The organism is Candidatus Poriferisocius sp., assembly GCF_965202595.1.
In the GTDB taxonomy this organism is placed as follows: Bacteria; Actinomycetota; Acidimicrobiia; order Acidimicrobiales; family Bin134; genus Poriferisocius.
The window spans coordinates 1,966,322-1,983,669 of sequence record NZ_OZ241836.1 but is presented as its reverse complement, the minus strand read 5'-3'; the positions used below and the strand labels follow the sequence as shown (position 1 = coordinate 1,983,669).

Genomic DNA, 17,348 nt, shown 5'->3' with positions numbered 1-17,348 from the left:
TGTAATGTTTGACAGCAGCTTTCAGCAAGCGTCAGGGTTGTTGCCGGTGAGCGGATACCACGAGTCAGGGTTGTTGCCGGTGAGCGGATACCACGAGTCAGGGTTGTTGCCGGTGAGCGGATACCACGAGTTCTCGATGCTGGCTGAGAATGCTTCTGAGGTGGGGCTGGCATGGGAAGGGCCTCCCCCGGTGGCGCGTAGCAGGGTGGATCTTCCCAGCGGCTTGAGGTTGAGCGCCATCGTGTGGGGCCAAGGGTCGCCCCGGGTGGTGTTCATCCACGGAGGGGCACAGAACGCCCACACTTGGGACACGGTGGTGCTGGCCCTGGGGGAACCGGCGGTGGCGGTGGACCTGCCGGGCCATGGACACTCCGATTGGAGGTCCGAGCACGATTACTGGCCCCCATCCATGGCCGACGACGTGGCCGTAGCCGTCGGTGATCTGGCCCCGGAGGCCGAGTTGGTGGTGGGCATGTCGCTGGGAGGGTTGACCGCCATTTGCCTGGGGGCCCAACACCCCGAGCTGGTGCGCTCGCTTGCGGTGGTGGACATGACTCCGGGCACCGACCACGCCAAGGCCGAACCCATAGTGGAGTTCATCTCCGGTCCCCAGACCTTCGAGAGCTTCGACGACATCCTGGCCCGAACAGTCGAGTTCAACCCCACCCGCAGTGAATCCTCGCTGCGGCGGGGCATAATCCACAACGCCCGGGAGCAGACCGATGGGAGCTGGACATGGCGATGGGATCCAGTGCGCGACTGGAAGCTCACCGAGCCCGGTGGCGGCCCCGAGTTCTCGAGCTTGTGGGCCGCGGTGGATGCCCTGACCTGCCCGGTGGTGCTTTACCGGGGCGCCGATTCGGGGGTGGTGGGCGATGAGGACGTGGAGGAGTTCCTGCGCCGCCAGCCCGATGCCGAGGTAGTGGTGGTGGCCGGTGCCGGTCACAGCATCCAGGGCGATCAGCCGCTGGAACTGGCTCGCCTGCTGGCCACTCGTCTGGGCTAGTGGTTGCTTGGTCGCCCGCCTGCCGGCAGCCCAGTTGGGTTAGTTGCTTCCCGTCTAGTCGTTGCCGTAGGCGTTGGTCAAGCGGTCGGCTCCGCCGATACCGGGTGCCGGCACACCCCCTGGATAGCGCACCTCGTATATGCCGGCAAACCCGTCGCGCCAGCTCACCCGGCAAGGCCCGGTGAGCGAGATGCGCTTGGTCGGGTCTGCGATGTTGCCCGGCTGCGAACCAGGAAAGTCGTCATAGACCACCTCGGGGGTTTTTCCCGATAGCTCACCGAACAGCATCGCCCAATCCTCGGCTTTTACTGCTTCATCGCCACCCCAGTTCACCACGGTGGCAGGCACCGATGCTGCGGCCAGAAGCGGCTCAACCTGAGCGTTCATATCATCCTGGTGGATGGGAGAGTAAGGCGATGGGGCCGGCGCTCTGAGGCGGATGGGTCGGTCGCTCATTAACCAGTCCATGTGGTACACCGGCAGCCCGCCGTTGGGTCCGTAGCTGGCGTTTATGCGGGTGATTACCGTGGGCAGGTTGAGAATCCGAGACATCGTGCGGGCCACCGCCTCCTGGCTGATCTTGGACATGGAGTAGGTGGGGGCATGCACCGCGTGGCAGTCGCCCAGGCGGTCGGTCTCGGTGTAGGGGTGCCATGGGTCGGGGTGGGGGTGATACACCGAAGAGGTCGAGGCGATGAGCGCGGCCTTGGCTTTGCGGCAGTGGGCCATTAGCAGACCGGTTCCTTCGCCGTTCACCCGGATGGCCCAGTCGTAGTCCAGGCCCGTCCCCTGGAAGGCAGCCATGTGGATCAAGTAGTCGAAGTCGTCGGGAAGGTTGGAATAATCCCCTTCGGCCAGGTCGGTCACTGCGGTGCGCACGCCGGCTGCCTCCACCTTCTCCCGGCTGCCTTCGACGCTGAACCGGGCGATACCCCACACCTCGTTGTGCTCGGCCAGGTAGGCGGCCATGGGGAAGGCGATCTGACCGGTCATGCCGGTGATGAGGATCTTCTGGTCTTGCAGCATGGAAACTCCTGGGCCGGTCTGGAAGGGAAGGCTCGAAGAACTCTAGAGGTTGTCGATCAGCTTGAACAGCTCGGCTGAGGCCAGCCCGGCGGTTCTCCCGGCATCCATCAGGTCGCCCGCCACCCGGTTGTGAAGTCGGGCCCGGTCGGTGTCATCGGGATCGGGAGGCAGCGACAGGGTGGTCTCGTACTGGCTCACGAAGGCCTCCAGGGCCGTGGCCTTGATCGTTTCGAAGCCACCGGTGTATTCGGCGTGGTCGGGTTCGTCCGCCTCGAACAGCAGGAGGGCATCGGGCCGGTGGGGAGCAAGGCCCAGATCGGGAAAGAAGTGGGTATCACGAGCGGCCACGATGGCATCGACGGTCAGCCAACCGGCGTGGCGGTGATCGGGATGGAGCCGCCACCGCCGCCAGGGGTCGTGGCCCAGTACCACCACGGGCCGCAATTTTCTGATCCACGACACCAACTGCCGGCGAGGTGCTGGCCCGGACTCCAGCTCCCCGTCGATCCAGTCCAGGAACACCACCGAGCCGGTCGCGCCCAGCCGCCGGGCCGATTCCCGTTGCTCGTTCCGGCGAACCGCCACCAGCTCGCCGGGTTCGGCATCGGGGTCCCAGGTGCCCTTGGAGCCATCGGTGCACACCAGCAGGCTCACCTCGCATCCGGCAGCCCCCCATTTTGCCAGCGTGGCCCCGGCGTTCAGCTCTATGTCGTCAGGATGGGCACCGATGGCCAGCACCCGCTCGGGTACGGCCAGGTTCCGGGATTTCATGTGGCTATGGCCGATGTCATAGCCGATTGCATTATTGCCAGGTCGTCCCTGTTCCGGGACTTCATGTCATTACCGCCAGGTGGTTCCTGTTCCGGGACTTCATGTCATTACCGCCAGGTCGTCCAGGTCGGTGGGAAGATCGATGTCCATCCCGAGGGCGGGGTCGCGCCAGATCCGCAAGCTGCGCCCCAGCCGCTGAGCCTCGGCCAGGTGGCGGGCGAAGGACCCCTGACCGTAGGAGAACTCGAAGGGGCAGTCGCTGGGGAGGACAACCACGTTGGTACCGTCGTTACGGCGGTCGGGTACCAGGGTGATGCCGGGCCAGTCACCCAGCGGGGCCAGCGATCCGGCCAGAGGCAGATCCCCGTGGGCCACGATCACCCGGTCGGCACCGGCGTACCGCAAATGCTCCACACCGCTTCGTACCGCGCCGTTCAGCCCGGTGCCCGGGCACCACACAACCTCGGCTCCCGCAGAGATGGCCCACTCTCGCACTTCGCCATCGTCGCACACCACCGCCACCGGCAGCGGAGCCGCGGCTTTTACCACGTGGGCTGCCATGTTACGGGCCAAAGCGGCCCGCTGCTGCGACCCCAACGCGGGTGCGAGGCGGAGCTTGGCTTGAGCGAATGCCTTGACCGGAATCAGTGCGGCAACGGTCGGGCCAGCATCCACCTGCGAAAGTCTATTGCGGGTAGCGCGGCCGGGTTCGGCCCCAAGATGTTCGGCGGTGGGCCGGCATCCATCTGCGAAAGTCCATTGCGGGTCGTGACCTTGTCGGGCCGGCATCCATCTGCGAAAGTCCATTGCGGGTCGTGACCCGTCTACGCTCGGTACCCATGTCCAACCGGGTTGCCGTTATAGGTGGAGGGTCGTGGGGAACCACTGTTGCCCATCTGGCTGCCCACAACGTGCCCACCGTCTTGTGGTGTCGTGACCCCAAAACGTCCGCCGCGGTGAACGAACACCACACCAATCCTCGTTATCTGGACGGCTACAAGCTGCACTCCAGCTTGCGGGCGACCACCAACTTGAAGAAGGCGGTGGCCGAAGCAGAGGTGGTGGTGATGGGGGTGCCATCGGCAGCTTTCAGGTCGATGCTGCAAGAGGTGGCCCCGCACTTGCGGCCATGGGTGCCGGTGGTGAGCCTCACCAAGGGATTGGAACGGGGCACTCGATTGCGCATGACGGAGATCATCAATCAGGTGGCCCCCGCCCACCCCGCAGGCGCGCTCACCGGCCCCAACCTGGCCAAGGAGATATTGACGGGGCACGCGGCCACCTCGGTTATGGCCATGGCTGACGACACCGTGGCCATCGCGTTGCAGAAGGTCTTCGCCACCGACCTCTTTCGGGTGTACACCAACGATGATGTGATCGGCTGCGAGCTGGGTGGCACCCTCAAGAACGTGATTGCCCTGGCCTCGGGCATGGTGGACGGCCTGGGCGCGGGGGACAACACCCGGGCGGCGGTGATAACCCGGGGGTTGGCCGAGATGGGTCGTTTGGGCACCGCCATGGGGGGGCGGGCCGACACCTTCACAGGGCTGGCGGGGATGGGCGACCTGCTGGCCACCTGCATGAGCCCCCAGAGCCGCAACCGCCATGTGGGTGAACAGCTCGGGCGGGGCCGGAGGGCCAGGGAGGTCGTGGGTGAGATGGATCAGGTGGCCGAGGGGGTGTTCACCGCCGGGGTGGTGGTGGAGTTGGCCGGTGAGCACGGCGTGGAGATGCCCATCAGCACCGAGGTGCACTCGGTTATCGAGGGTGCCCGCACCGCGGCCGAGGCCTCGATGGTGCTGATGGGACGCCAGGCCCGCCCCGAGCCGGAATCGGCCGGTTCCCGGAGGTCGCGGCTCCACCGAGCCTGGCGGTTCCTCAAGCGCTCCAACCGGTGATCGAGCCCGTTGATGTACAAGCGCTCCAACCGGTGATCGAGCACGTTGATGTATAAGCGTTCTCCCCGGTGATCGAATCCGTTGATGTACAAGCGCTTCAACCGGTGAGCAGACCCCTTGACGTTCTCGGCACCCCCGGGTGGGGAGAGGTGGATGCTTGCGGGTCGGTTCGACCCGGCACCGGGGACTGGACCCTGGACTGGTGGGTGGGAGCGTCAGACCGCTGGCACCGGGCTTCGCAGGAAGCGACGGTGGGCCAGAGCGATGTGGGGGTGGTGGAGACCCGCATGAAGCTCCCCGACGGGGACGCGGTGCAACGGGTGTGGGCGGTGGCCGGCGGGGGAACGGCGGTGGCGGTGGTGGAGGTGGGCAATGAGGCTGCCACTGCTTTCGCGGTGGCTTTGATCGTGGAAGTCCCCGGGAAAGTGGTGAAGGTGGACCGAACCGGGCTGGTGGTTGGCGACCAACCGGTGCTGGTGTGGGATCGACCTCCGGCGGCGGCCGCAACCGGGCCCGGTGCGATCGAGGCCGTGCTGCATCCCGGCACCGGGGCGGTGACCGGCGACAGGGGTTTGAGCGGTGGGGGCCGCGACATTGCGGCGCTGGTTTGGCCGTTGCCCCACACCGCTCGGCTGGCGGTGAGCACCGCGCTGGGGCGGGGGCCGCTGCTTCGACCCTCAGATCTGCCCGAGGCCGATGCCGTGGTGCGGGGGTGGCGGTCCCATCTGGATAGGGGAGCCCTCATCGAGGTTCCCGATGGGGCACTGGCTGGGCGTATCGACCGGAATCGGCATCGGTGGTTGGGTTCTACCGGACGAATGGAGACGGTGGGGATGGCCGAGCTTTGCCGGTTGTCGGTACGGTTGGATCACCACGGCTACCACCAGGATGCCGAGGTGGTGCTGAACGAGATCGCCGAACGTTGGACCACGGAGGCTCCCACCGAGCGGCTCACGGCGTTCGGGGTGCATCACGACCTGACCCGAAGCCGCGCCGCCGCGGTGCGGTACGTAGAGGCCGTGGCCGAGGCGGTGGAGGCGGCCGCCCGGGTTGGGGCGGAGGTGCCGGTCGAATCCATTGTTCGCCTTTTGAACGCTGCGGGCCAGAGCCGGGCGGCCCGGGACCTAGAGGGATTGGATCTGCGCCCCGCCGAAGCGATATTCCCCCGGTCACGAGTAAGAGAATACCGAGGTGACCTAGAGGGATTGGATCTGCGCCCCGCCGAACCCCGTGAAGAGGGTTTGCGGGCCGAATTGGTGAGCGAGCAGGGCGACCACCTGCTCCTGGTGCCCGGGTTCCGGCCGGCGTGGCGGGGCGGTCCATTGGCGGTCTACGGGTTGCCCACCCGCTTCGGGCCGGTTTCGTATGCGGTGCGCTGGCATGGTGACCGTCCCGCGTTGCTGTGGGAACTGGCGGCTCATCCCGACCAGGAGCCGATTACGGTGAGGGCCCCGGCGCTGGATGAGAGCTGGTTCAGTGAACAGGTCGCGGGCGAGGCGCTGCTGGTTCAGTGAACAGGTCGCGGGCGAGGCGCTGCTGGCGGCACCCGGGTGAGTACTGTTTGAAAATGGGCAGGTCGTGTGTACCTGGGCTCTCGGTTGAGCGCCGGTTGTGGGCTGAGGGGGCAAAGAGAGTGGTTGGGGTGGACGAGGTGGGTAGGGGAGCATGGGCTGGGCCTCTCACCGTTGCGGCGGCGGTGGTGCCGCATGATCGTCGGGTTTACGGTGTGAGGGACTCCAAGCTCCTCACCGAGTCGCAGAGGGAGGGTTTGTACGACCGGCTTGCCGATTGGTGCCTTGCTTGGGGTGTGGGGCACGCCACCAACCATGAATGCGACGCGCTGGGAATGTCGCAGGCTCAGAGGCTGGCGGCTCGGCGGGCTCTCGACGCGCTGGGTACGGACTTTGACGCGGTTGTGATCGACGGCAAGTGGGATTTCGTGGGGGGCAGCAACACCCACACCATGGTCAACGGGGACAGGGTTTGCTTGTCGATAGCCGCGGCATCCGTGCTGGCCAAGGTCACCCGCGATCGGCTCATGCGGGCCACCGGCGATGAGCATCCCGACTATTGCTTCGACTCCAACAAGGGATACCCCTGCCCACGCCACAAAGCTGCCCTGGCTGCCCACGGCCCCACCCCGCTGCACCGCCGCTCCTGGGCGTTCATGGACAACCTCGGCTGGGGCCATCTGCGCCTAAGCAGGTAACAAGGCGCACATGGTGGTTTTTCAATCTGATGGCTTGCCCAACCTGATGGCTTGTCCAAGGTTGGGAGTGCCCGACTGCTTGCCGGGGGGATGATACCTAGTAGGATTTTTGCCCGATGGGGCAGCCGGTAACTGTTGTGGAGAGGGCGACAAGCCGCCCCGGGGTAATCCGCTACGAAATCAACCGGAGCATCACCGGTACCGGCCATGAGCGCTTCGCTGCCGGCCAGGACATATTCGGGGAGCGTCCGGTGGACGAACTGGCCCGCCGCCTTTTTGAACGGGGCGGCATTGATGCCATTCACGTGAACAGCAACATTGTTACGGTCGATCTGGCCAAGGGCGGTACCCGGGACGGCATCGACGAGCTGATCGCCAACCTTTTCATTTACTACGGCCCCGGCGTTGAAGTGCCCACTATCCCCGAGGGGGCCTGACGGGCGGCGGGGGCCATGACCACCCGCCGTGAGGCCGTCGAGCGCTGGTTCATCCGGCGGGGCGTACCCCACGTCATCCATGAATACCGGGCCACCACCGATGTGTTCACCCGGGCCGTGCCGTTCCTGGCGCTGGTGTTCGCGGTGGAGCTGTTCGCTTCCTTCGGTAACCGTTTCAGCGGCTGGGCCCAGTTCGGCGTGTTCTGTGCGGGGGCAGCCATTGCTCTGAGCGCGGTGGGCGCGGTCAACCGGTTGCGGGGTCGGAGGCTGTTTCAGCTCCCCGACCGGGTGGGCGCGGTGGAGTTGGCGGTGTTCGTGCTCATACCTCCCGTGCTGCCCGCTCTGTTCTCCGACAACCCGTGGTCCGATGCCGCCGGCTTGGCTCTAATCAACGTCGGCTTGCTGGTAGGTACGTACCTGGTGGTCAGCTTCGGGCTGTTGCCCATGATGGCCTGGGCCGGTGCCTATTCCGGGCATCAGATAGCCCTCATCGGCCGATTGGTGGGCCGCATCCTGCCCCTGCTCTTGCTGTTCAGCGCCTTCCTGTTCCTGAACGCCGAGGTGTGGCAAGTGGCCCACGACATCACCTGGCCGTACTACGCCGTGGTGATGGGGGTGATCGTTGCCATCAGCCTCGCCTCGGTGGTGGTGCGGGTGCCCTCCGAACTGGTGGGTCTGGCCCGATTCGAGAGCTGGGAGCAGGTGTGCGAGCTGGTTGACGGTTGCGACTCCCCACTGGGACCGGCTGAGCCGCCGGTGGGTTTCGCGGTGTCGGAGATTCCCGCTCTGGGCCGCCTGGATCGGTTGAACCTCGGGCTGCTCATGCTCGTGGCCCAAGCGGTGCGGGTAGTGCTGGTCGGCCTGGTCATCGGGGGGTTCTACGTGGCTTTCGGCCTGCTGACGGTGCGGGAGGCCACCATCGTGTCCTGGGTGGCGTCGGAATCGGTGGATCCGCTGGCCCGCTTCGGCTTTCTGGGCGACGAGCTGGTCCTGACCTCGGAACTCCTGGCGGTGTCGGGTTTCATCGCGGCTCTGTCCGCTCTTCAGTTCGCAGTGTCATCGGTAACCGACCAGACCTACCGGGAGCACTTCTACGACGACATGGCCCATGAGGCCCGGGAGGTTCTGGCCACCCGGGCCCTGTATCTGGCTGAGCTGGATTCAAATGATGCGCATTAGCGAGATGGATCGGTGTCGGGATGAACCAGTGGCGGGGCTGAGCTGGATGCAAATGATGCGCATTAGCAAGGCAGGGGTTGCCATAGTGGAGCGGTATGTCTGAGGCCGAACAGGGTATTTCCGAGGCCGAACAGGTGGTGGCTGAGGCCCGGCAGAAGGCGATGTCGGCGGCCACCCTTGACGAGTTGAGCACCGTGCGCACCGCAGTGAGCGGCAAGCGTTCCCCTCTGGCGCAGGCCCGCAAAGCCCTGGGAACCATGGACCCCGAGGCCCGGCGCAATTTGGGCAAGGCATTGAACGCGGCTCAAGCGGCCATCGATGAGATTCTGGGGGCACGGGAGCAGGAGTTGGCCGCTTCAGCCCGGGCTCAAAAGCTGGCCGCCGAACGGCTCGACCTGACCGAGGTAACAGAGCAGCTTCCCGACGGTCATCTCCACGTGATCACCCAGACCTGGCAGGAGTTGGAGGACGTGTTCGTGGGTATGGGCTACCGGGTGGCCGAGGGCCCCGAGATCGAGAGCGAGTGGTACAACTTCGGGGCCCTCAACTTTCCCGCCGGCCACCCGGCCCGGGACATGTACGACACCTTGTACGTGAACTACGGCGAGCCGGCCAGCACCCTGTTGCGCACCCATACCTCCCCCGTGCAGGCCCGGGTGATGGAGAGCCAGGCCCCTCCCATCTACGTGGTGGCACCGGGCCGGTGTTTCCGCCAGGACACCGCCGATGCCACCCACATGCCGGTTTTCCACCAGATCGAGGGCCTGGTGGTGGACAGCGACATTTCCCTGGGGGATCTGGCCGGCACCATAGAGGCTTTCACCGCCGCCTACTTCGGTCCCGGCTTCACCTCTCGACTGCGGCCCTCCTACTTCCCGTTCACCGAACCCTCGGCCGAGTTCGACATCCAGCGTCCCGACGGTACCTGGCTGGAGCTGGGCGGTTGCGGCATGGTCCACCCCAACGTCTTCGAGGCCTGCGGCATCGATCCCGAGCGCTGGCAGGGGTTCGCCTTCGGTTTCGGCATCGACCGCCTGGCGCTCATCCGGTTCGGCATCGACGACCTGCGCGAGCTGTGGACCAACGACATCCGCTTCCTGGAGCAGTTCTAGTGGCTGGGACAGCTAGTTCTGGAGCAGTTCTAGTGTTGGGGGCACTTAGTTCTGGAGCAGTTCTAGTGGCTGGGACAGCTAGTTCTGGAGCAGTTCTAGTGGCTGGGACAGCAAATTATTTGGTGGTGGTGCGGTGAAGGTCTTGTTGAGCTGGCTGCGGGAGTTCGCTCCCGACATAGGGGGCAGCCCCGCAGAACTGGCCGAGGTTCTGGCCGATCTGGGCCTGGCGGTGGAGGAGATGTCGCATCTGGGCCGGGGTCTGGATGGCATCGTGGTGGCCGAGGTTCTGTCCACCCGACCCCATCCCGATGCCGACCGGATTCAACTGGTGGATGTGGACGCCGGCAACGGCGAAGCCCTCCAGGTGTGCTGCGGAGCCTTCAACATGGTCGCGGGTGACCGGGTTCCCCTGGCCACAGTGGGCACCACCATGCCCGGCGGCATGGAGATAGCCCGGCGCAAGATGCGGGGCCAGTGGAGCAACGGCATGCTGTGCTCGGGGGCCGAGATCGGCATGGGTGACGACCACCAGGGCATCCTGATCCTGGATCGCGGCCTGCCCCTGGGGGTCCCGCTCGCCGAGGCGCTGGACATCCGAGCCGATGTGCTGTTCGACCTGGAGGTGAACCCCAACCGCCCCGACGCCATGTCCATGATGGGGGTGGCGCGCGACCTGGCCGCCCGCCTCGGGGTTCCCTTCTCGGCGGCTGCTCCCCGGGTGGTCGAGACCGGCCGGCCCTCGGCCCAGAGGGCATCGGTGGGCATCGCCGCCCCCGACCTGTGCGGACGCTTCGGGGTTCGGGTGCTCGACAACGTGCCCTCCGGCCCGTCTCCCCGGTGGATGGCCAACCGCCTGCTGGCCGTGGGACAGAGGCCCATCAACGCGGTGGTGGACCTGTCCAACTATGTGATGTTCGAGTTGGGCCAGCCCAACCACACCTACGACCTGGATCTGGTGCCCGGGGGTGAGCTGGGGGTGCGCATGGCCCGGCCGGGGGAACGGATGGTCACCCTGGATGGTGCGGACCGAATCCTGACCGGGACTGACGGGGTGATAGTCAACCGCGACGACGAACCCATCGGCCTGGCCGGGATAATGGGTGGGGCCTCCACCGAGATATCGCCAGGCACTCATTCGGTGCTGCTGGAGGCCGCCTGGTGGGATCCCATGACCATCGCCCGCACCGCCCGCCGCCTGGGTCTGCGCAGCGAGGCCTCGGCTCGCTTCGAGCGGGGCACCGACCCCGACATCATCCCGGTGGCCCTGGATCGCTTCGCCGAGTTGGCCGCCGCGCTCGGAGCCACCACCGGCACCGGGATGATCGACACCACCGGCAACCGCCCCGAGCCCATCACCGTTCGGGTTCGTGGCCGGCGGGTCAACTCCATCCTGGGTACGGAGTTGGGCACCGGTGAGATGGCCAACCTTTTGGAACCCATTGGCTTTGCTTGCCGCGCCCGCAACGGCAGCCAGGAATTGGATGTGACCATCCCCTCCTGGAGGCTGGACTCGGCCACCGAGATCGACGTGATCGAGGAGGTGGGGCGGCTGTGGGGGTTCTCCCGGATCGCCCGCACCCTGCCGGTTACCGAGCAGGCCGGGGCGCTCACCCCCCGCCAGCGGGACCGGCGCACGGTCAGAGCACTTATGGGCGGCATGGGGATCACCGAGGCCATGCCCCTGCCGTTTCTGGCCCCCGGCGATCTGGCCCGAGCCGGTTTGGGCGACGACGGCATCACCGTGACCAACCCCCTGGTGGCCGAGGAATCGGTGATGCGCACCTCGCTGCGCCCCGGCCTGCTGGGGGCGGTGGCCTACAACTCGGCCCGGCGTACCACCGGGGTGTCGCTGTTCGAGATCGGGCGGGTGCATCCCGGCGGGGGAGATGACCTGCCCCACGAGGATGAGCACCTGGCCGTTATCCTGGCCGGCCGGGAGGCAACCGCCGCCACCTTGCTATGGCACAGGCTGGCCCGCAACCTGCTGGTAACCGACCCAGGGGTGGTGAACGAACCGGTGGCCGGTCTCCACCCCGGACGCTCAGGCAGGGTGCTGGCCGCTGGGACCCCGGTGGGCGCGTTGGGCGAGATCGACCCTCAGGTACTGGATGCCTACGGGATCGCCGAACGGGTGGCCTGGTTGGAGGTGGACCTGGGGGCGCTTCTGGGTGCCGACCGGGGGCTGGCCCCGTACCGTCCCCCCAGCCGCTACCCCTCCAGCGACGTTGACCTGGCCTTTGTGATACCCGATGAAGTGTCGGCCGGTGAGGTGGCCGCCACCATCACCGCTGCCGGGGGTGAGTTGCTGGCCACAGTGTCCTTGTTCGACGTGTTCCGCTCCGAACAGTTGGGCGACGGGTGCCGCAGCCTCGCCTTCACCCTGCGCTTCGAGGCCCCCGACCACACCCTCACCGACACCGAGGTGGCCCAGGCCCGCCAGAGCTGCATCGACGCCGTAGTAAGCAGTCACAACGCAACCCTGCGCGGTTGAGAACGTTGACATGCAAACTATATGCTATTTCTCTAGGGGCTGTCTGTGAGGTACAAGTACTGAAAGGCCCCAAGGAAATCATTTCAACCGACAAAGATAGTCACCATTATGATCAGCCTAAGCGCCAGAATAGGTTTTTGAATTCAATTAAATGGCGAGATTCCTATACTCTCGCGCCAAAAAAAGTTGAACAAGAGAAGGAATTTGAAGACTCAGACTATCTGAGGTTTTCTTTAGAAGAATATGTAGACCTTAGTGATGGTCAGAGGATTATATTGAGAAAAGGTAGAGGTTGGAGTGGATGGTCGGAATCTGATGCAAGTAGTAAATGGATGTATGTTAGTGGGCAAGAACTGACAAAAAAGGTGATGCTAGTACTGGAGCCAGACGACTATGATATTTGGATAGAGTGGGTTGCAGAACAGTTAAATAAGATGGGTGTTGCTATTGAAACTGCCAGTCTTCGCTCTGTTCCATATACGGTTGAATTTGGCCCAAGTGTACAACATAAACTACAAGAACTAAGACCTCTTACTTGATCCTGATATGTTGATGTTTTCACAACGGCAAGCTCCACCGATTGCTAGTTGATGCCTTTCATCAACCATTATGACCAACCCATCATGATCATCGGTGGAGCCTGCCGATCCTCCCCGTCGTGACTGCGACTCAGGGTGCCATCCTGTGAGGGCAAAACTGACCCTGAATAAATTTGCATTAGTATTCAGCCTAGTGCATAATGCCTTTCATGGCAGGTAGCATCCCCGCCGGGATCGTTGGGGCATCGGGATATGTCGGCGCGGAGTTGATGCGACTCCTGGCTCACCACGACGGTTTCGACATCGTCTTCGTCACCGGCGATACCCGGGCGGGGCAGCCGGTGGCCGACCTTTACCCCCACCTGGCGGTGGCCGGTGCCGACCGGGAGTTCGTGAAGTACCACCCGGGGCTTCTGGACGATGTGGCGGTGGCGTTTCTGGCTCTGCCCCACGGCCAGTCGATGAGCATGGTTGCCGACCTGCTGGATCGGGGCAAGATGGTGGTTGACCTGGCTGCCGACTTCCGGCTCGGGGATGCCGGGCAGTACCGGCAGTGGTACGGGGAACCGCACCAAGCCCCCGGGCTGCTCGAGCGGTTCGCCTACGGGTTGCCCGAGTTGTTCCGCAACGAGTTGGTCGGTGCCACCTCGGTGGCGGTACCCGGCTGCTATCCCACCGCGGCGGCGCTGGCGTTGGCCCCCCTGGTGCGCACAGGTTTGATCCGGACCGAAGGCGTGATAGTGGACGCGGCCAGTGGGGTGTCCGGTGCCGGTCGTCCCCCCCGGGCACATACCACGTTCTGCGCGGTAGACGAGGACTTCACCGCCTACGGGCTGCTGGACCACCGCCACACCCCCGAGATCCAGCAGGCCACGGGGGCATCGGTGCTGTTCACCCCCCACCTGGCTCCGATGAACCGGGGTATCCTGGCCACCTGCTATGCCCGACCCTCGGGGGTAACCTCCACCGATGCCCCGCTCGATGCCCTGGCCGAGTTCTATGCCACGGAGCCGTTCATCGTCGTCTCCGAGCACCCACCGTCCACCAAGGCCACGCTGGGTTCCAACGCGGCTCATATCACCGCCCGCTTCGATCAGCGCACCCAAACCGTGGTGGCAATCTGCGCCATCGACAACCTGGTGAAGGGGGCGGCCGGCCAGGCGATCCAGTGTGCCAACCTCATCAGCGGGCTGGAAGAGACCACCGGTTTGACCGCAGTGGGCCTGTACCCATGAGCGTGTTCGCCTCTTATATTGAGCGGGTGGTTCCTGGGGGTCGCCCGCCGGAAGGTCTGTACCCATGAGCGTGACCGCAGTGAACGGGTTCAGCGCCGCGGGGGTGGCCTGTGGTATCAAACCCGGCGGGGCCCTGGATCTCGCCCTGGTTGCGACCACCGACGGTGATCCGGTGAGCGCGGCGGGGGTGTTCACATCCAACAAGATGACCGCCGCACCGGTTTTGGTGTGCCGCGAGCACCTGGTTGCCAGCGGCGGTAAAGCCGCGGCGGTGGTGCTGAACAGCGGCAACGCCAACGCCGCCACCGGAGTTAGGGGTATGGCCGATGCCCGGCGGATGTGCACAGAGACCGCTGCCGCCCTCGGGGTGGCACCCGAGGAGGTTCTGGTGTGCTCCACCGGGCTGATCGGCTACAACCTGCCCATGGATGCCGTCTCGGCCGGTATCACCGCCGCAGCCCGGGCTCGTAACCCGAACGGGGGGCCTCAAGCGGCCGAAGCAATAATGACCACCGACACGGTGACCAAGCAGGTGGTGATCGCCGGCGATGGGTTCACCGTGGCGGGCATGGCCAAGGGTGCCGCCATGCTGGAACCCAACATGGCCACCATGCTGGCGGTGCTGGTCACCGATGCGGCCACCGATCCCGCTACCCTCCGCCACGCCCTGGCCGCCGGGGTGGCCGGCACGTTCAACACCCTCACCGTTGACGGGGCCGAGTCCACCAACGACACCGTGCTGATGCTGGCCAACGGGCGGGCCGGTCCGGTGGATCCCGAAGCCCTGACCCCGGTGGTGGCGGCCGCCTGCGAGAACCTGGCTCTCCAGATGGCCGACGATGCCGAGGGATCCACCAAGACGGTATTCCTGCGGGTAACCGGGGCGGCCACCCATGCCGAGGCGGCCAAAGCGGCCCGGGACACGGCCAACTGCCAACTGGTGAAGTGCTCGTGGTACGGCCAGGATCCCTACTGGGGGCGCATCGCCTCGGAGATGGGGGCGGCCGGGGTGGCCTTCGACCACACCAGGCTCACCATCGCCTACGGACCCCATGTGGTGTACGACCGCGGCGAGCCCGCCCACCCCCCCGAGCTGGCCCGGTACATGACCGGTCGCCACCTCGACCTCCATGTCGATCTGGGCCTGGGGGACGGCGAGGCCCGGGTCATAACCACCGACCTCACCCACGCCTACATAGATGAGAACATGGGTACATCATGAACCCTGCTCCTACCGCTGCCCTCGATTTGTCTCCGGAGGCCACCGCCGCGGTGCTCACCCAGGCCCTGCCCTACATCCAGCGGTTCTCGGGAGCCACCGTGGTGGTCAAGTACGGGGGCAGCGCGCTGGATGAAGCCCACCTGACCCGCTTCGCGGCGGACGTGGTACTTATGCACTCGGTGGGCATCCGCCCCGTGGTGGTGCACGGCGGCGGCCCCCAGATCGGTGAGATGATGGCCCGCCTGGGCCTGGAGCCCACCTTCGTGGATGGGCTCCGGGTAACCGATGCCGACACCCTGGACATCGCTCGCATGGTGCTGGTGGGCCGGGTGAACCGCGACATCGTATCGGCCATCAACGTCCATGGGCCGCTGGCGGTGGGGGTGTCCGGCGAGGATGCCGGGTTGCTCCAGGCTCGGGTGCGCCATCCCGGCCTGGGTTTTGTGGGTACGGTGGATGCGGTCAATACCACCATCATCGACCGCCTGCTGGACGAGCATCTGATTCCGGTGGTGTCCACCATCGGGGTCGATGCCACCGGCCAGGCCCTCAACATCAACGCCGACACCGTGGCCGGTACCCTGGCCGGAGCGCTGGGGGCGGTCAAGGCGTTGTTCCTCACCGATGTCGAGGGGCTGTACGCCGACCCCGATGACCCGTCCAGCCTCATCAGCGAGACCAGCGCTGCGGCCCTGGAGGCCATGATCGAATCCGGGGAGCTGGCAGGGGGCATGGTCCCCAAGGCGGAGGCCGCCGTCCACGCCGTGCGCCATGGGGTGGCCTCAGCCCACATGGTCAACGGAACCACCCCGCACGTGCTGCTGCTGGAGCTGTTCACCGATGCCGGGGTGGGCACCATGGTCGGTCCCGACCCCATCCCGGCCGCTCCTCAAAAGCAGGATGGGCGCTTAGTTGGTGGCAACCCGGTCGGTCCCGACCCCATCCCGGCCGTTCCCCAAAAGGAGGCCGACCTATGAGTGCCCACACCCAAGCAGTGGGGGTCGGCACCGGACATTGCCCGTTGATGCCCACTTACGGGCCCCCGACGGTGATGTTCGTGCGGGGGCAGGGTTGCTGGCTGTGGGATCGCGACGGCAACCGCTACCTGGACCTCCTAAGCGGTATAGCGGTGTGCAACCTGGGTCACGCTCATCCCCGGGTGGCCGAGGCGGTGGCCGAGCAGGCCCGCACCCTGTGCCACGTTTCCAACCTGTACGCCACCGAACCTCAGATGCAGGTGGCCCGTGCCCTCGACCGGCTCATCGGTGGTTCCCCCGGTCAGGTGTTCTTTGCCAACAGCGGTGCCGAGGCCAATGAATGCGCCATAAAGCTGGCCCGCAAGTGGGGCGGGCGGGGCCGCCACACCGTGATCAGCGCCGGCCGGTCGTTCCACGGCCGCACGCTGGCCGCTCTGGCCGCCACCGGGCAGCCCGAGAAGCACGAGGCCTTCGTTCCCCTGCCCGAGGGTTTTCGTCACGTGCCCTGGGACGACATAACCGAGCTGGAACGGGCCATCGACGGCACCGTTGCTGCGGTACTGCTCGAGCCCATCCAGGGCGAGGGGGGTGTCAACGTGCCCTCCGCCGGCTACCTGCGAGCCGTGCGTGAGTTGTGCGATGAGCGGAACCTGCTGCTTGTGCTCGACGAGGTGCAGACCGGCCTGGCTCGCACCGGTCGCTGGTTCGCCCATCATCACGAAGGGGTCGAACCCGACGTGGTGACCGTGGCCAAGGCACTGGGCAACGGCATGCCCATCGGGGCCTGCTGGGCCCGCACCGAGGTTGCGGCTGCTTTCAACCCCGGCGATCATGCCACCACCTTCGGTGGCCAACCGTTGGCCGCGTCGGCGGCCCGGGCCACCCTGGAGGTGATGGAGGAGCTGGACCTGCCCACCATGGCCGCTCGCGCCGGGCAGAAGATGCAGGCCGCGCTCCGGTCGCTCGACGGCGTGGCCGGCGTTCGGGGCCGGGGCCTGCTGCTGGGGGTGGATCTGGCCGGGGAGCGGCTCGCCACCGAGGTGGTGGCCGCCGGTATGGCTGCGGGTCTGCTGCTGGGCACCGCCGGTACCACCTCGCTGCGCATCGCCCCACCCCTCATCATCGACGACGCCGAGATGGACCACGGCATCGCTGCGCTCGACGAGGTGTTGGGGTGATGAGCGTGCGGGATGTGCGAACCCTCGCTGCGCTCGACGAGGTGTTGGGGTGATGAGCGTGCGGGATG

16 protein-coding genes are annotated in these 17,348 nt (G+C 65.9%); 13 read left to right on the top strand and 3 right to left on the bottom strand.

What is annotated here, in order from left to right:
• The first annotated feature begins 46 nt into the window (after positions 1 to 46).
• Complete coding sequence (locus ACOGXC_RS09020; RefSeq protein ID WP_419917863.1) at positions 47 to 1,006, top strand: alpha/beta fold hydrolase; 960 nt, start codon at positions 47 to 49, stop codon at positions 1,004 to 1,006.
• A 54-nt stretch (positions 1,007 to 1,060) separates the two neighbouring features.
• On the opposite strand, the gene ACOGXC_RS09015 is transcribed toward ACOGXC_RS09020, so the two are convergent.
• The 3 genes from ACOGXC_RS09015 to cofC form a co-directional block, all read right to left on the bottom strand.
• Positions 1,061 to 2,032: an NAD-dependent epimerase/dehydratase family protein gene (locus ACOGXC_RS09015; RefSeq protein ID WP_419917862.1), complete on the bottom strand. Its 972-nt coding sequence runs from the start codon at positions 2,030 to 2,032 to the stop codon at positions 1,061 to 1,063.
• Between the two features lie 42 nt (positions 2,033 to 2,074).
• Positions 2,075 to 2,803 carry a PIG-L deacetylase family protein gene (locus ACOGXC_RS09010; protein WP_419917861.1) on the bottom strand — a complete coding sequence of 243 codons (729 nt, stop codon included), beginning with the start codon at positions 2,801 to 2,803 and terminating at the stop codon, positions 2,075 to 2,077.
• A 99-nt stretch (positions 2,804 to 2,902) separates the two neighbouring features.
• Positions 2,903 to 3,478 carry a 2-phospho-L-lactate guanylyltransferase gene (cofC, locus tag ACOGXC_RS09005; protein ID WP_419917860.1) on the bottom strand — a complete coding sequence of 192 codons (576 nt, stop codon included), beginning with the start codon at positions 3,476 to 3,478 and terminating at the stop codon, positions 2,903 to 2,905.
• Between the two features lie 164 nt (positions 3,479 to 3,642).
• On the opposite strand from cofC, the gene ACOGXC_RS09000 reads away from it, so the two are divergent.
• From ACOGXC_RS09000 to ACOGXC_RS08945, 12 genes are all read left to right on the top strand, one after another.
• A complete protein-coding gene (locus ACOGXC_RS09000; protein WP_419917859.1) occupies positions 3,643 to 4,701 on the top strand; it encodes an NAD(P)H-dependent glycerol-3-phosphate dehydrogenase in 1,059 nt (352 codons plus the stop codon).
• Positions 4,702 to 4,805: 104 nt separating this feature from the next.
• Complete coding sequence (locus ACOGXC_RS08995; protein WP_419917858.1) at positions 4,806 to 6,215, top strand: hypothetical protein; 1,410 nt, start codon at positions 4,806 to 4,808, stop codon at positions 6,213 to 6,215.
• A gap of 53 nt (positions 6,216 to 6,268) precedes the next feature.
• Complete coding sequence (locus ACOGXC_RS08990) at positions 6,269 to 6,910, top strand: ribonuclease HII (protein ID WP_419917857.1); 642 nt, start codon at positions 6,269 to 6,271, stop codon at positions 6,908 to 6,910.
• 116 nt (positions 6,911 to 7,026) lie between these two features.
• Entirely contained in the window at positions 7,027 to 7,347 is a 321-nt protein-coding gene (locus tag ACOGXC_RS08985; RefSeq protein WP_419917856.1) for a hypothetical protein, read from the top strand.
• A 15-nt stretch (positions 7,348 to 7,362) separates the two neighbouring features.
• Entirely contained in the window at positions 7,363 to 8,526 is a 1,164-nt protein-coding gene (locus tag ACOGXC_RS08980) for a hypothetical protein (RefSeq protein WP_419917855.1), read from the top strand.
• Between the two features lie 116 nt (positions 8,527 to 8,642).
• Positions 8,643 to 9,638: a phenylalanine--tRNA ligase subunit alpha gene (gene pheS / locus ACOGXC_RS08975; RefSeq protein ID WP_419920052.1), complete on the top strand. Its 996-nt coding sequence runs from the start codon at positions 8,643 to 8,645 to the stop codon at positions 9,636 to 9,638.
• Between the two features lie 133 nt (positions 9,639 to 9,771).
• Positions 9,772 to 12,129: a phenylalanine--tRNA ligase subunit beta gene (gene pheT / locus ACOGXC_RS08970; RefSeq protein WP_419917854.1), complete on the top strand. Its 2,358-nt coding sequence runs from the start codon at positions 9,772 to 9,774 to the stop codon at positions 12,127 to 12,129.
• A complete protein-coding gene (locus tag ACOGXC_RS08965; RefSeq protein ID WP_419917853.1) occupies positions 12,126 to 12,668 on the top strand; it encodes a hypothetical protein in 543 nt (180 codons plus the stop codon). Before pheT ends, ACOGXC_RS08965 begins: the two co-directional genes overlap by 4 nt.
• Before the next feature lie 209 nt (positions 12,669 to 12,877).
• Positions 12,878 to 13,903 carry an N-acetyl-gamma-glutamyl-phosphate reductase gene (argC, locus tag ACOGXC_RS08960; RefSeq protein WP_419917852.1) on the top strand — a complete coding sequence of 342 codons (1,026 nt, stop codon included), beginning with the start codon at positions 12,878 to 12,880 and terminating at the stop codon, positions 13,901 to 13,903.
• A 64-nt stretch (positions 13,904 to 13,967) separates the two neighbouring features.
• Positions 13,968 to 15,125 (top strand): bifunctional glutamate N-acetyltransferase/amino-acid acetyltransferase ArgJ, encoded by a 1,158-nt coding sequence (gene argJ / locus ACOGXC_RS08955; RefSeq protein WP_419917851.1) that lies wholly within the window; start codon positions 13,968 to 13,970, stop codon positions 15,123 to 15,125.
• Positions 15,122 to 16,102, top strand: coding sequence for an acetylglutamate kinase (gene argB / locus ACOGXC_RS08950; RefSeq protein WP_419917850.1), 981 nt, complete (start codon positions 15,122 to 15,124; stop codon positions 16,100 to 16,102). Before argJ ends, argB begins: the two co-directional genes overlap by 4 nt.
• Positions 16,099 to 17,280 (top strand): acetylornithine transaminase, encoded by a 1,182-nt coding sequence (locus ACOGXC_RS08945; RefSeq protein WP_419917849.1) that lies wholly within the window; start codon positions 16,099 to 16,101, stop codon positions 17,278 to 17,280. Before argB ends, ACOGXC_RS08945 begins: the two co-directional genes overlap by 4 nt.
• Positions 17,281 to 17,348 lie beyond the last annotated feature (68 nt).

Excerpts from the sequence above, each read along its gene's own strand:
- ACOGXC_RS09015 (WP_419917862.1), bottom strand. The coding sequence starts at position 2,032 with ATGCTGCAAGACCAGAAGATCCTCATCACCGGCATGACCGGTCAGATC.
- ACOGXC_RS09010 (WP_419917861.1), bottom strand. The coding sequence starts at position 2,803 with ATGAAATCCCGGAACCTGGCCGTACCCGAGCGGGTGCTGGCCATCGGT.
- ACOGXC_RS09000 (WP_419917859.1), top strand. The coding sequence starts at position 3,643 with ATGTCCAACCGGGTTGCCGTTATAGGTGGAGGGTCGTGGGGAACCACT.
- ACOGXC_RS08990 (WP_419917857.1), top strand. The coding sequence starts at position 6,269 with ATGGGCAGGTCGTGTGTACCTGGGCTCTCGGTTGAGCGCCGGTTGTGG.
- ACOGXC_RS08985 (WP_419917856.1), top strand. The coding sequence starts at position 7,027 with ATGGGGCAGCCGGTAACTGTTGTGGAGAGGGCGACAAGCCGCCCCGGG.
- ACOGXC_RS08980 (WP_419917855.1), top strand. The coding sequence starts at position 7,363 with ATGACCACCCGCCGTGAGGCCGTCGAGCGCTGGTTCATCCGGCGGGGC.
- argC (WP_419917852.1), top strand. The coding sequence starts at position 12,878 with ATGGCAGGTAGCATCCCCGCCGGGATCGTTGGGGCATCGGGATATGTC.
- argJ (WP_419917851.1), top strand. The coding sequence starts at position 13,968 with ATGAGCGTGACCGCAGTGAACGGGTTCAGCGCCGCGGGGGTGGCCTGT.
- argB (WP_419917850.1), top strand. The coding sequence starts at position 15,122 with ATGAACCCTGCTCCTACCGCTGCCCTCGATTTGTCTCCGGAGGCCACC.
- ACOGXC_RS08945 (WP_419917849.1), top strand. The coding sequence starts at position 16,099 with ATGAGTGCCCACACCCAAGCAGTGGGGGTCGGCACCGGACATTGCCCG.